Annotated in this window: 13 protein-coding genes; 11 read left to right on the top strand and 2 right to left on the bottom strand. The window is 46.6% G+C overall.

Annotated features, from left to right (window positions below; genetic code table 11):
- Window positions 1-184 precede the first annotated feature (184 nt).
- From DXA93_RS08360 to DXA93_RS08335, 7 genes are all read left to right on the top strand, one after another.
- Entirely contained in the window at window positions 185-1,654 is a 1,470-nt protein-coding gene (locus DXA93_RS08360) for a UbiD family decarboxylase (protein ID WP_055226200.1), read from the top strand.
- 75 nt (window positions 1,655-1,729) lie between these two features.
- Entirely contained in the window at window positions 1,730-2,239 is a 510-nt protein-coding gene (locus tag DXA93_RS18395) for a hypothetical protein (RefSeq protein ID WP_243109182.1), read from the top strand.
- Window positions 2,122-3,129: a subtype B tannase gene (locus DXA93_RS08355; RefSeq protein ID WP_243109181.1), complete on the top strand. Its 1,008-nt coding sequence runs from the start codon at window positions 2,122-2,124 to the stop codon at window positions 3,127-3,129. Before DXA93_RS18395 ends, DXA93_RS08355 begins: the two co-directional genes overlap by 118 nt.
- 18 nt (window positions 3,130-3,147) lie before the next feature.
- A complete protein-coding gene (locus DXA93_RS08350) occupies window positions 3,148-3,723 on the top strand; it encodes a UbiX family flavin prenyltransferase (RefSeq protein ID WP_055226203.1) in 576 nt (191 codons plus the stop codon).
- Window positions 3,717-4,085 carry a prenylated flavin chaperone LpdD gene (locus DXA93_RS08345; protein WP_082424856.1) on the top strand — a complete coding sequence of 123 codons (369 nt, stop codon included), beginning with the start codon at window positions 3,717-3,719 and terminating at the stop codon, window positions 4,083-4,085. Before DXA93_RS08350 ends, DXA93_RS08345 begins: the two co-directional genes overlap by 7 nt.
- Window positions 4,086-4,232: 147 nt before the next feature.
- The gene (locus tag DXA93_RS08340; protein WP_055226207.1) at window positions 4,233-4,664 is read left to right on the top strand and encodes an RrF2 family transcriptional regulator; all 432 of its coding nucleotides are present in this window, start codon (window positions 4,233-4,235) and stop codon (window positions 4,662-4,664) included.
- A gap of 213 nt (window positions 4,665-4,877) precedes the next feature.
- On the top strand, window positions 4,878-5,504 hold the full coding sequence (locus DXA93_RS08335; protein ID WP_055226212.1) for a GntR family transcriptional regulator: 627 nt from the start codon (window positions 4,878-4,880) through the stop codon (window positions 5,502-5,504).
- A gap of 95 nt (window positions 5,505-5,599) precedes the next feature.
- Here DXA93_RS08335 and DXA93_RS08330 read toward each other — a convergent pair whose 3' ends face one another.
- Both DXA93_RS08330 and DXA93_RS08325 read right to left on the bottom strand, forming a co-directional pair.
- Window positions 5,600-6,358, bottom strand: coding sequence for a response regulator transcription factor (locus DXA93_RS08330; protein WP_055226214.1), 759 nt, complete (start codon window positions 6,356-6,358; stop codon window positions 5,600-5,602).
- A gap of 84 nt (window positions 6,359-6,442) precedes the next feature.
- Window positions 6,443-8,110 (bottom strand): sensor histidine kinase, encoded by a 1,668-nt coding sequence (locus DXA93_RS08325; protein ID WP_158579605.1) that lies wholly within the window; start codon window positions 8,108-8,110, stop codon window positions 6,443-6,445.
- Window positions 8,111-8,514: 404 nt separating this feature from the next.
- On the opposite strand from DXA93_RS08325, the gene DXA93_RS08320 reads away from it, so the two are divergent.
- The 4 genes from DXA93_RS08320 to DXA93_RS08305 all read left to right on the top strand — a co-directional run bounded on the left by DXA93_RS08320 (window position 8,515) and on the right by DXA93_RS08305 (window position 12,146).
- Window positions 8,515-9,471 carry an ABC transporter permease gene (locus DXA93_RS08320; RefSeq protein ID WP_055226218.1) on the top strand — a complete coding sequence of 319 codons (957 nt, stop codon included), beginning with the start codon at window positions 8,515-8,517 and terminating at the stop codon, window positions 9,469-9,471.
- Window positions 9,472-9,482: 11 nt separating this feature from the next.
- Window positions 9,483-10,373, top strand: a complete 891-nt coding sequence (locus DXA93_RS08315; RefSeq protein WP_055226220.1) for a carbohydrate ABC transporter permease — start codon at window positions 9,483-9,485, stop codon at window positions 10,371-10,373.
- Window positions 10,374-10,446: 73 nt separating this feature from the next.
- The gene (locus DXA93_RS08310) at window positions 10,447-11,640 is read left to right on the top strand and encodes an ABC transporter substrate-binding protein (protein ID WP_119188770.1); all 1,194 of its coding nucleotides are present in this window, start codon (window positions 10,447-10,449) and stop codon (window positions 11,638-11,640) included.
- On the top strand, window positions 11,592-12,146 hold the full coding sequence (locus DXA93_RS08305; protein WP_119188771.1) for a DUF3502 domain-containing protein: 555 nt from the start codon (window positions 11,592-11,594) through the stop codon (window positions 12,144-12,146). The genes DXA93_RS08310 and DXA93_RS08305 overlap by 49 nt, the downstream gene beginning before the upstream one ends.
- The last annotated feature ends 92 nt before the right edge of the window (window positions 12,147-12,238 follow it).

Raw genomic sequence — 12,238 nt, 5'->3', positions numbered from 1 at the left:
TTCTGGAAACAATTGTACCACAGATCGAATTGATTCCACAAAGGTTTCTTTTTAAAATAAAAAAGGATAAAACATGCAGCAGGGAAAGTGGATGGAGAGGATCCGATGGATTTGCTGGCTGAATGGAGTACAAAAAAGAACATTCTATGAGACAGTTTTGATTTGGGGAATAAGGAGAATGATTATGGCTGAAAAAGTAAGAGATCTGCGCAGTGCGCTGGAACGATTGAAAAATATGCCGGGACAGCTTGCCGAGACGGATGTTGCAGTTGATCCGATGGCGGAGCTTGCCGGAGTTTACCGCTATGTCGGCGCGGGCGGAACGGTAAAACGTCCGACGAAAGAAGGACCGGCAATGATTTTCCGCAATATCAAAGGCCACCCGGACGCAAGTGTTGCGATCGGTGTCCTGGCGAGCCGGAAGCGTGTGGCTGCACTTCTGGACTGTGAGCCGGAGAATCTTGGGAAAATGCTGTATCACAGCGTGGAAAAGCCGGTTGCACCGGTGGAATTTCAGGGTGCGCCGCCGTGTCAGGAGGTTGTGCATCTGGCGACGGATCCCGATTTTGATCTGAACCGCCTCGTCCCGGCACCGACCAACACGCCGGATGACGCAGGCCCGTACATCACGCTTGGCATGTGTTACGCTTCCCACCCGGATACCGGGCTGCACGATGTGACGATTCACCGTCTCTGTATTCAGGGAAAAGACGAACTTTCGATTTTCTTCACGCCGGGTGCACGCCATATCGGCGCGATGGCAGACCGTGCGGAGGAGCTTGGCCAGAAACTGCCGATTTCCATCAGCATCGGCGTCGATCCTGCGATTGAGATCGGTTCCTGCTTTGAGCCGCCGACAACACCGCTTGGTTACGATGAGCTTTCGGTTGCAGGTGCGCTGCGGAAAGAGCCGGTGGAACTGTGCCATTGCGTTTCGGTAAATGAGATGGCAATTGCGAATGCAGAGTATGTGATCGAGGGCGAGGTTATCCCGGGCGTGCGTGTGCAGGAAGATCAGAACAGCCACACCGGTTACGCCATGCCGGAATTTCCGGGTTATACCGGTCCGGCGAGCGATCAGTGCCGCCTGATTAAAGTAAAAGCGGTAACACACCGGCGAAATCCGATCATGCAGACCTGCATCGGACCAAGCGAGGAACATGTTTCCATGGCGGGCATTCCGACGGAAGCGAGTATCTATGGCATGGTAGAAAAAGCAATGCCGGGACGACTCCGGAATGTGTACTGTGGTTCTGCGGGCGGCGGAAAATATATGGCTGTTCTTCAATTTAAAAAGCTTGGTCCAAGTGATGAGGGAAGACAGCGTCAGGCGGCGCTGCTGGCTTTTTCTGCATTCAGTGAACTGAAACATGTATTTCTCGTGGATGAGGACGTGGACTGCTTCGATATGAACGATGTCCTTTGGGCAATGAACACACGATTCCAGGGCGATGCGGATATCATCACGATCCCAGGTGTCCGGTGTCATCCGCTCGATCCGTCAAACGATCCGACGTGTTCGCCATCGATCCGCGATCACGGAATTGCATGCAAGACAATTTTTGACTGTACCGTGCCGTATGATCAGAAGAAAAGATTTGTGCGGGCGAGGTTTCTGGAAGTTGATCCGAAACACTGGCTGGACGAGGAATAAAAGCATGTTTTGCAAAAAAAATGTTATATTGTGTTCTAAAAAGTATATTTTGTCAAAAAAGGAGAGTAGCCTGGTATGCTGAAATTTGAGAAAAATGATTATACAATAGAAGAAGTAACACTGTGTGGCGAGACGATCCGGTTTCGGGCGTTCCGCGACCTGATTTATGTGGAAAAACCGGTTAATGAAGAGTTTCAGAAGATGAATCTTTTTGTGCCGGAATGCTATTATGAGGGAGCATCCCTGCATGGCTATGATTTAGGGAGCGCGCCGGTTTTCATGCCGAATACGGTCGGCGGCTACATGCCGGGTCCGGCGGATGAGCCTGGAACGAATCCATTTTTACAGGGCAGACCCAACACGATTTTTCGTGCACTGCAGCACGGCTATGTTGTGGCATCCCCGGCAATCCGCGGCAGAGTGCAGAAGGGGGCAGATGGCCGGTACAACGGAAAAGCACCATCTGCGTGGTTGATTATAAAGCGGCCGTGCGATATCTCCACTTCTTCGCGGATGAGCTGCCTGGCGATGCGAGCAAAATTATCACCAATGGAACGAGTGCCGGAGGTGCGCTGTCATCCCTGATGGGAAGCACGGGAAATCACCCGGACTATGAGCCGTATCTGCAGGCACTTGGCGCGGCGGATGCCGGAGATAACGTGTTTGCGGCTTCCTGCTACTGCCCGATCACAAACCTTGAACACGCAGACATGGCGTATGAATGGGAATTTTGCGGAGTAAATGATTTTCACCGTGCCAACATGAAAATGGATGAGGGCGGCCGCCCGGTTTTCACACCGGTGGATGGCGAGATGACGAAAGAACAGATCCTTGTTTCAGCAGAGGAAAAAGCAATGTTTCCGGCATATGTAAACAGCCTTGGATTGAAGGATGAAAACGGAGATCCACTGACACTTGATGCAGATGGAGAAGGATCCCTGAAGGAATATGTAAAACGCGTTGTGATGGAATCTGCGCAGAGAGCGTCTGACCAGGGTGTGGATTTATCAGATAAACCATGGCTGATCGTCGAGAACGGCAAAGTGCAGGGCATGGATTTTACCGCTTATGTCAAAGACATCACCCGGATGAAAACGGCACCTGCTTTTGATGCGCTGGATCTGGAAAGCCCGGAGAATGATCTGTTTGGAAACGAGACGACAAACTGCCGTCACTTCACGGAATACAGCACAGCACACACGAAAGCACAGGGCGCGTGTGCGGAAGCAGAAGTTGTGAAAATGATGAATCCAATGGAATACATTCTGGATGAAAAAGCAGAAAAAGCACAGCATTTCCGCATCCGCCACGGCGAGTGCGACCGCGACACCTCTCTGGTGATCTCGGCAATGCTGACGGCAAAACTGCGCGAGGCGGGCTGTGAGGTTGATTACCATTCCCCATGGAATACGCCGCATGCAGGCGACTACGACCTCGACGAGTTATTCGCATGGATCGATGGAATCTGTGGATAAAAGGAAGGAACGAGACGGATGGCTGTGGAAAAACGGATTGTAGTTGGCGCTTCCGGGGCGAGTGGAATGCCGCTGCTGATGAAGTGCCTTGAAATTCTGCGGGATAGTGAGGAATACCGTTCCCTTCTGGTGATGAGCCGCAGTGCAAAGCTGACGCTGGAACAGGAGACAGACTGGAGTGTTTCGCAGGTGGAAGCGCTGGCAGATGAAGTGCTCGAGCAGGACAACATCGGTGCAGGCCCGGCGAGCGGGTCGTACCGGACAGAAGGCATGGTGATTGTGCCGTGCAGCATGAAAACAGCGGCAGGAATTGTAAGCGGATACACCGACAATCTGCTGCTGCGTGCGGCGGATGTGACGATCAAGGAGAAACGCCCGCTTGTACTGGCAGCACGGGAGACACCGATGAGTGAAATTCATCTGCGGAATCTGTACGAACTGTCGAGATTGTCAAATGTATGGATTGTTCCGCCGATGATGACCTTTTATCAGAAACCGGAGTCCATCGACGATATGGTGACACATCTTGCGGCCAAACTGCTTTTGCCGTTCGGCGTGGAAGTAAAGGAGTACCGGAGATGGAAAGGATGCTGACAAAAAAGACAACAGCTACAGGATGCACGATGGAAGTGACGGTAATGAAGATCGGTGAAGATTTTCAGATCTGTCTCGCCGGAGGAGAAAAGCCGCATATCGGCTGTGTGGTGCAGGCCGTACCACGGGAATCGCTGACCGGAGACGGGAGCTGGAGTGCGACTTCCTCGGTATGGAACCGCACCGGACATAAAGATGAGGTACTGTGCCGGATGCTGGCGGAAAAAATCTGTTGTGCCTGCCGTACCGTGACCGTCTGCACCGGTGGCGTGCATATCGATGGAATTACCGGAGAGCAGATCCGGGAGATTGTGGATGCGGTAGAGAAGATGGGAGAAGAGATTGCGCAGGATTTGAGATGATAAGTAAGCATGGAAAGCGGATAAAAAGTTATTGCATTTTTCGGACATGCTTTGGGTTTGTGTTATATTTCCTATTGAATATGTAGAGAATATGGAATAAAATAAAAGAAGGTATTTTTATCATGACATATATTCGGAGGAAATAAAATGAAAGTTTCGACAAGAGGACGGTATGCGCTTCGTCTGATGCTGGATCTGGCACTCAACAATACCGGCGAACCGGTGCGATTGAAAGATGTGGCAAAGCGGCAGGAGATTTCGGAAAAATATCTGGAACAGATCATCTCGATTTTGAATAAAGCTGGTTTCGTAAAAAGTGTGCGCGGCCCGGCGGGCGGTTATTCCCTGAAACGAAAGCCGGAAGAATATACCGTGGGCATGATCCTGCGTCTGACCGAGGGCAGCCTTGCGCCGGTGGACTGTGTAGAAGACGGCGCCGACTGCGGCAGGGAAGATCAGTGCGTTACGGTGATGCTCTGGAAAAAACTGAACGATGCCATCAACAGTGTGGTGGACAATATTACGCTGGCAGATCTGGTGGAATGGCAGATGCAGAAGTCGAATGAGTATGTAATCTGACGGCAGACAGAATAAGCGATAACGTCCAATGAGGGAACAGAAGAGGGAAAATGGTGAAAACATCATTTTCCTTTTTTTACCGGTAAAAATCTGGGAGCACGGCATTTACAAGCAAAAAAAAATTTGTTAAGATAAAAAACAGGGCGCATTTGGAGAAGAAAAAAATCAGGATGCGCAAAAGTGAAGAAAATAAAAGATAAGGAGTTTCCCCTTATGAAAAAACAACAGGAAAGCCTTAAAAATATGGTATATCAGGCCATTTTGAACGGCATTTTTACCGATGAATATAAACCCAATCAAATTATCAACGAGCAGGAGCTGGTACAGAAATTCGGCTGCAGCAAGACACCGATCCGTGAAGCCCTTGTGACGCTCTGCAATGAGGGAATCCTCCGCAGCTTCCCGCGCTTCGGCTACCAGGTTGTCAGCGTGTCCCGCGAAGAGGCACAGAATATTCTGGATTTCCGCCTTGTTCTCGAGGGCGGATATCTTCGTCAGTCGATCGGACATATCACCGAAGAAAATCTGGCGGAGCTTGCCGAGATTGATGAGAGATGCAAACAGAGCACCGACAGCGTATGGGATCACTGGGAGGCAAATACAGCATTCCATCTGAAGCTGATTTCCTTCTCCGGCAACGCTTACGCATATCAGGAGCTTGAACGCACCATGAACGTCTTAAAACGCGCTTACGCCCAGTTTTACTGGCAGACCTGGTCCAACGTAAACCCGGCACTGGACATTGCGCATCATAACGATATTATGCAGAGTATCCGGGAGAAAGATCTGGAGAAGACGCAGAACTATCTGAAAGAGGATCTGGCGGATTTTTGTGGGTAAGAAATGAGACAGAGTGTATGGAAACGAAGAATTCCAATACACTCTGTTTTTTTGTGCGCTGGAGACCTTTTCCAGGCACGCTCCAGGGCTCGTGATTATCCATGAAAATGCTTCTCCCGATACTGCTGCGGTGTCACTCCACTGCTTTTCTTGAACTGCCGGTAAAAGTAGGAAACGTTTGCGATTCCGATCTGGTCACAGATTTGCTGGGGGGAGAAGCTGGTGGTGGCAAGCAGACGTTTTGCGGTTGTCATACGTTCGTCCATGATGTAGCTACTGAGCGACGCTCCTGTTTTCGTACTGAAAATGTGGGACAGGTAGTCCGGGTTCATGTGGATTTTCTCGGCGATGGAGGTGCGGCCCAGTTCAGGATCGGAAAGATGCGAACGGATATAGTCCTTGATGACGCTGATCGGGTCCGAGGCATCGGTGGAGAGGTGCTCTTCCATATTCAGCCGCTCTTTCTCATACCATGCATTTTTTTTTACCTCCTGCACAGCCGCCGCCAGCTTTTCCATAAGCTGATCCGGGTCGATTGGTTTTAACAGGTAGGAGAAAATATGTAAATTCAGCGCTTCCTGCGCATAATCAAATCGCTGATGGCCGGTCAGAACGAGTACGATGGGATGAAAATTGTTCTCATGCAGCCATTCCACTAACTGCAGACCGGTTTCGCGCGGCATTTCGATGTCAGTCAAAAGAATATCAATATCCTGGGAACCCTCAAAAATTCGTTTTGCCTGGCTGGCACTGTAGGCAGGAAACGCCTGCTCAATCCCGAGCGCCGACCAGTCTGTCGTTTCGATAATGTTTTTCACAATATAATATTCATCATCCACTACTAAAATGTTCATTGTAAAAGCCCTGTTCCTTTCTTCCGTTTCGCATGGATTTGAATCGTTACAAAAAGCAAGCCGAAAGCCTTTTTCAAACAAGCTTTAGCTCTCGTTTCTTTTGCCGGGGACCTGAGGTGTGTCGGAAGCATGTGAAAAAAGAGGTTCCGATGTTTCAATTTTGTTTTCCGGCGGATTGCCATCCTCCCGGTATGGAATGTATGGAATCGTAACCTCTGATCTTGCACCCCATCCGGGTTCGTTGGAAAAATGCGCATGGGCTTTTTCTCCATAAACAAGATAAAGCCGTTTGAGCAGATTGTAGGTTCCGATTTTTTTTCCATCAAAGTCATGAACCTGCTGGGAAACTGGCCGGTTCAGGTATTCCAGATCCTCTTTAAAATAACCACTGCCGGAGTCGAGATGAGTGAGAACCACATATTTTTCACCATTGCGCTCCACAAGGCTGCCGGTGATACGGACACGGAGCTCTTCGCCCATGATCATGTTGTGCTTGATGGTATTTTCTGTAAACATCAGCAGAATGATCGGAAAAACAGAAGCATTCCTGCATTTCTCATCCACATGGATTTCCCAGTTCAGACAGCCTGGAAACCGCAGTTCTGTCATCTCCAGAAAATTTTCTACGTATTTCAGTTCTTCTTTCAAAGGAACGGCTGTCTTATCCTGCAGGGTGTACCGCAAATGATTCGAAAGTGTGCGGACGAATTCATTTGTGAGCCGCCTTCCTTCTTCCGTGAATGGCATTGATGCGATTGCGGAGAGACAGTTGATCAGAGAGTGCGGCGCTACCTGGGATTTCAGATACTGAATCTCCAGTGCCTTCAGATTTAATTTATCCTCATAAACATTGATTTTTAACTTCTCAATTCGATTCATCAGCTTATTCAGTGTTTCACCGATTTCCAGAACCTCCTCACACCGCTCATTGGAAAGATCCGGGTGCGGCACCTGTTGTTCCTCTTTGACCTGTGATGCCATTTTCCGGATCAGATCAAGAGGCTTTGAAATCAGGTGTTCATAGGAAACGGTCCATAAAAGAGAAACCACGAAAATCAGCAGAGCACCCCCGAGCAGAAGCTTGAGCATATTGTAAATAGGAGTGTTGACTTCTTCGGAGGGGATGAGTGCATTTAAGGAGCAGGTAGAAGAAGGAAGCTTTTCAGCGACCTGTAAATATTGTATACCGTCCTTTCCGCGGATCCGATGAGGTTTCTGGGTAGAAAAGTCGGTAGACAGTTTAAAATCGGACCAGCTTTCGTTGTCGTATGGAATACCATTTTCATCAGCAAACAGAAAAATGGTATTTGAATCATCGAATGGAGTATTCAGTTCATCCAGACGGATCCAGGCACCAAGATAGCCATGGAGATCATTGATAATTCGGATCAGATAGGTATGGCGTTCCAGCTCTATATAATACCAACTCTTGAAGTTGAGAGCGGAGGCGTCCTCTCCCGACTGACGTAAAAGCTTTTTCATGTAGGAACTACAGTCATTGGAGCCCCCGTTTTTATAGCGGCAGACAAAATGGTCGTTTGCTTTTCCATAAACAAACATACCGTCAATGTCTGTCATGTAACTTAAAGTATTATCCAAAAGCCTGGAGGCTTTAATCTGGGAAATTGCTGCGTTTGGGTTGTTTTTGGAAGTGATGGTATCGACAACATCGGTATTGTTGTTGGCGAATTCCCAGAGACAGTTTTCTGCGATTTCCATACTTTTATTTAATTGCTGTACATAAAGATCCATTGTCTGATGAATTCCCTGGTAGGTTTCATGCTGAAGCTGTTTGGAAATATAAAAAATTAAAAACAGCAATAAAATACTGAATATTATTAAAATACGCATCCAATACCAAAATGCTTTTTTCTTTAGGGAATATATTTTGTGTTTGTGCATAGTGTGGTCAAAAAAAATTGAAGTTTAGTGAAAAAGTACGATGTTTTGATGAATTCAAGAAGGATGCCTCCGTAATTATATATAATTTGCACATAGATTCTAAGAAAAGTGCAATAAAACCTAAGCAATGTGAATTGCTAAAAAGTTTATTAAAATTATATAATAACAACAGTTGATAGTCAAAGCAATTTTGTTCGAACATACTTGCAACGACAAAAAAACGAGAAAACAAAGAGGAAACGAGGAGGAAAAACATGGCATCTTTAAAAAAATCCCATGCATCATCCGGGAGCAGCCACAGCAAAGCAGCAAAATTCAAACGATACCTTCCGCTGTATCTGATGTTCCTTCCAGGCGCGATCTATCTGCTCATTAACAATTATATTCCGATGGCAGGCATTATCGTAGCATTTAAGAAGTACAATGCCCGTTTGGGAATCTGGAAGAGCCCGTTCTGCGGACTGGCGAACTTTGAATTTCTGTTTGCATCATCGGATGCATGGACTATTACAAGAAATACGTTACTTTACAATCTGGCGTTTATTGTTCTGAACACGGTAGTCGGAATTATTTTTGCAATCTTTATCTGCGATACGTTTAATAAAAAATTAAAGAAAATTTATCAGAGTGCAATCTTGTTTCCATATCTGATGTCGGCTGTTATTCTTGGCTACATTGTATATGCATTTTTAAGTCAGAGTACAGGTATTGTAAACAATTCGATTTTAAGTGCACTTGGAAAAGATGCTGTGAACTGGTATGCAGAACCGAAATACTGGCCGTTCATTCTGATTTTTGTAAATACCTGGAAGGGTGTAGGATATGGATGTCTGATCTACATATCTACCATCAATGGCATTGATCCGTCTCTGTATGAGGCAGCTTCTCTGGATGGCGCAACCAAATGGCAGCAGATCAAAAACATTACGCTTCCATTCCTGAAACCAACCGTAATCACCCTGACATTGATGAGTGTCGGCCGTATCTTCTATTCCGATTTCGGTCTGTTCTATCAGGTACCACGTGATTCAGGACTTCTGTACTCGGCAACCAATGTTATTGATACCTACGTATACCGCGGCCTGATGAAATCCGGAAATGTCGGAATGTCTGCAGCAGCCGGCTTCTATCAGTCCATCATCGGATTTATCATTGTCCTTACCGCAAACGGAATCGTACGTAAAGTCAGCAAAGAAAACGCAATGTTCTAAGGAGATCACGTATGAAAGAAAAACCATTTTCCAAATATCAGATTTTAGCAAACGCTGTCATGATTATCTGGACGCTTGCCATTATCTTACCGTTTATTCTGTTATTTATGTCTTCTATTACAGATGAAAACACACTGGTAGCGAATGGATACTCCTTCTTTCCGAAGAAGTTCTCCCTCGCGTCCTATTCCTACATCATCAAATCCGGAGGTCAGATTTTGAAGGCCTATGGAGTAAGTATTGGTGTCACGGTAGTCGGAACTCTGTTGAATGTCCTTCTGTCTGCTCTGATGGCCTATCCTTTGTCAGTAAAAAATCTTCCGGGCAGAAATGTGATGATGTTCTTCGTGTTCTTTACCATGCTGTTCAACGGCGGTATCGTTCCATCTTACATTATGTGGACAGGTACCTTCCATATCAAAGATACGATTTTTGCACAGCTGCTTCCAAACTTCCTGCTTTCTGCATGGAATGTTATGATGATTCGAACTTATTTTACCACAAGCATTCCGGATGGATTATACGAGGCGGCAGAGATTGACGGTGCAAGCCAGTTTACCATCTTCTGGAAAATCGTACTTCCGCTTGGAAAACCGATCTTGGTAACAATGGGCACCTTTGCAGGCCTTGCTTACTGGAATGACTGGACCAATGGTCTGTACTATATCGTTAAGAATACAGGTCTGTACAACGTACAGAACCTTCTGAACCAGATGGTACAGAATATTCAGTTCCTGACACAGAGCTCCAACTCGAATGTGACAGCAGCTGCATCGACCATTCCGGCAACGGGAATCCAGATGGCAATTGCATTCGTAGCAATTCTGCCGATTATGCTGATTTTCCCGTCTTTCCAGAAATATTATGCAAAAGGTATCGCTCTTGGCGCAGTCAAAGGCTGATACAGATGGAATGAATCATTAGCAGCGAAAAGGGCTGCTTCGTGATAAACTTATTTTAAGGAGGAATTTTCATATGAAAAGAAAAATGCTTGCTGCTTTTCTGGCAGCGACAATGGTGGGCGGCCTGCTTGTCGGCTGCGGAAACAGTGGAGACACTTCCGGCTCATCCAAGAGCTCTTCTGGAACAACATCAACAGCATCGGCATCTGGCGAGGTAGATGCTTCCGTAACAAAAACAGAGCTTGGTGAGTACACGGAAGAAAATCCTTATCATCTCGTGTTTGCCTTCGTCGAGTTCTACGAGCAGGATGACGCAGCACGTACCGCAGTGCAGGATGCATTGAATGAATACATGATTCCGAAATATCATATTGAAGTGGAATTTCTTCCATTGCAGTATGCAGAATATCAGCAGACGATTCAGCTGATGATTTCCGGTGGTGATGAGCTGGATGTTATGCCAATTTATTACAGCAATGCTTCCAGTTGGATTGCAATGAATGGTATTGTCGATATGAACCAGTATATGGATACTCCGGAGGGACAGGCTATTAAAGATGTGCTTGGTGAAGCAAATGCAACGGTAGGTTCCATGAATGGTATTCTGTTCGGTTTTCCGGCACAGAAGGAATCGGTTGAACTTGGTGGTCTGACTATGAGAGCAGATATCTGTGATGAACTTGGTATCGCAGAGGAATACGGACTGGAGCTGAATCAGGATGAATACACCGGAAAAGTGTATGACTGGTCTGTTGCAACTGAAATTTTCAAGAAAGTAAAAGAAGCACATCCGGAAATGACACCTCTGTATCTGCAGGGAAGTGCAAGCCCGATGAGACGTCTTGCATTTTTCGACGAGTTAGCGGATCAGTTCGGTGTTCTGGATTGGGAGGCTGATCATGACTCCACAACCGTAGTGAACGAGTTTGAAACCGATACTTACAAAGAAGCAGTAACCCAGCTGGCGGAATGGTTTGATGCAGGATACATTTATCCGGATGCGTTGACGGATACACAGGGAGCTGCAGTTATGATGAAGGCTGGAAATACGTTCTCTTATATGTCAGCAATTAAGCCGGGCTATCTTGTTGAGGCAAAGGCATCTACAGGAACAGACTGCTATGCAATGTATTTTGGACAGGATGTAGAAGGTGGATATTCAACTACAAACGTAAGTTTTATGATACTGGCATCGCAACCAACAGTGCGGATCCGGAAATGGCCTTTAAGTTTATCTCCGCGCTGTATACAGATCCGGAGGTTATGAATCTGTGGCAGAATGGTATTCAGGATGTAAACTATAAAGTTTTGGATGATGGTACTGCTTATTATGTAGATGGTGAAGATGCTTCTAACTTTAAATATCATCAGAATACAGGATGGTTTATGGGCAATCAGTTTAACACATACGTATGGAATGATGGTTCCAAGGATGCAAATTACTGGGATAAACTGCAGCACCATAACGACTGGGCACAGTATTCACCGGCATACGGATTTATGTGGGATTCTTCTGAATACTCTACACAGATCACAGCTCTGCAGAATGCACTGAATACGTATCGTCCAGCACTTGAGACAGGCTCTGTCGGAGTTGCTGGTGTAGAAGAAACACTCCAGAAACTGAATGATGCGCTGTATGCAGCCGGACTGCAGACTGTTATGGATGCAAAACAGGAGCAGCTGGATAAATGGCTGGATGAAAACGGAGGAGCTACAGAAACTCCGCAGTCTAACCTTGATACGATTGCAGCAGCAAAAGAAGCAAACTAACGAAAGATCAACATTAGGTATAATTAGATCTAAGGCAAATCCGCCCGGAAACCGTAAAGCTGTGCGGTCTTCGGGCGGATTGCTTTGTATGT

The sequence above is a fragment of the Blautia sp. OF09-25XD genome, from assembly GCF_003482095.1.
Lineage (GTDB): Bacteria > Bacillota > Clostridia > Lachnospirales > Lachnospiraceae > Fusicatenibacter > Fusicatenibacter saccharivorans.
This window is presented reverse-complemented; position numbering and strand designations above follow the sequence as displayed.

Bases quoted from the DNA above. Each gene is read 5' to 3' on its own strand.
- DXA93_RS08360 (WP_055226200.1), top strand. From the start codon at position 185: ATGGCTGAAAAAGTAAGAGATCTGCGCAGTGCGCTGGAACGATTGAAA.
- DXA93_RS18395 (WP_243109182.1), top strand. From the start codon at position 1,730: ATGCTGAAATTTGAGAAAAATGATTATACAATAGAAGAAGTAACACTG.
- DXA93_RS08350 (WP_055226203.1), top strand. From the start codon at position 3,148: ATGGCTGTGGAAAAACGGATTGTAGTTGGCGCTTCCGGGGCGAGTGGA.
- DXA93_RS08345 (WP_082424856.1), top strand. From the start codon at position 3,717: ATGCTGACAAAAAAGACAACAGCTACAGGATGCACGATGGAAGTGACG.
- DXA93_RS08340 (WP_055226207.1), top strand. From the start codon at position 4,233: ATGAAAGTTTCGACAAGAGGACGGTATGCGCTTCGTCTGATGCTGGAT.
- DXA93_RS08335 (WP_055226212.1), top strand. From the start codon at position 4,878: ATGAAAAAACAACAGGAAAGCCTTAAAAATATGGTATATCAGGCCATT.
- DXA93_RS08330 (WP_055226214.1), bottom strand. From the start codon at position 6,358: ATGAACATTTTAGTAGTGGATGATGAATATTATATTGTGAAAAACATT.
- DXA93_RS08325 (WP_158579605.1), bottom strand. From the start codon at position 8,110: ATGGATCTTTATGTACAGCAATTAAATAAAAGTATGGAAATCGCAGAA.
- DXA93_RS08320 (WP_055226218.1), top strand. From the start codon at position 8,515: ATGGCATCTTTAAAAAAATCCCATGCATCATCCGGGAGCAGCCACAGC.
- DXA93_RS08315 (WP_055226220.1), top strand. From the start codon at position 9,483: ATGAAAGAAAAACCATTTTCCAAATATCAGATTTTAGCAAACGCTGTC.
- DXA93_RS08310 (WP_119188770.1), top strand. From the start codon at position 10,447: ATGAAAAGAAAAATGCTTGCTGCTTTTCTGGCAGCGACAATGGTGGGC.
- DXA93_RS08305 (WP_119188771.1), top strand. From the start codon at position 11,592: ATGGCCTTTAAGTTTATCTCCGCGCTGTATACAGATCCGGAGGTTATG.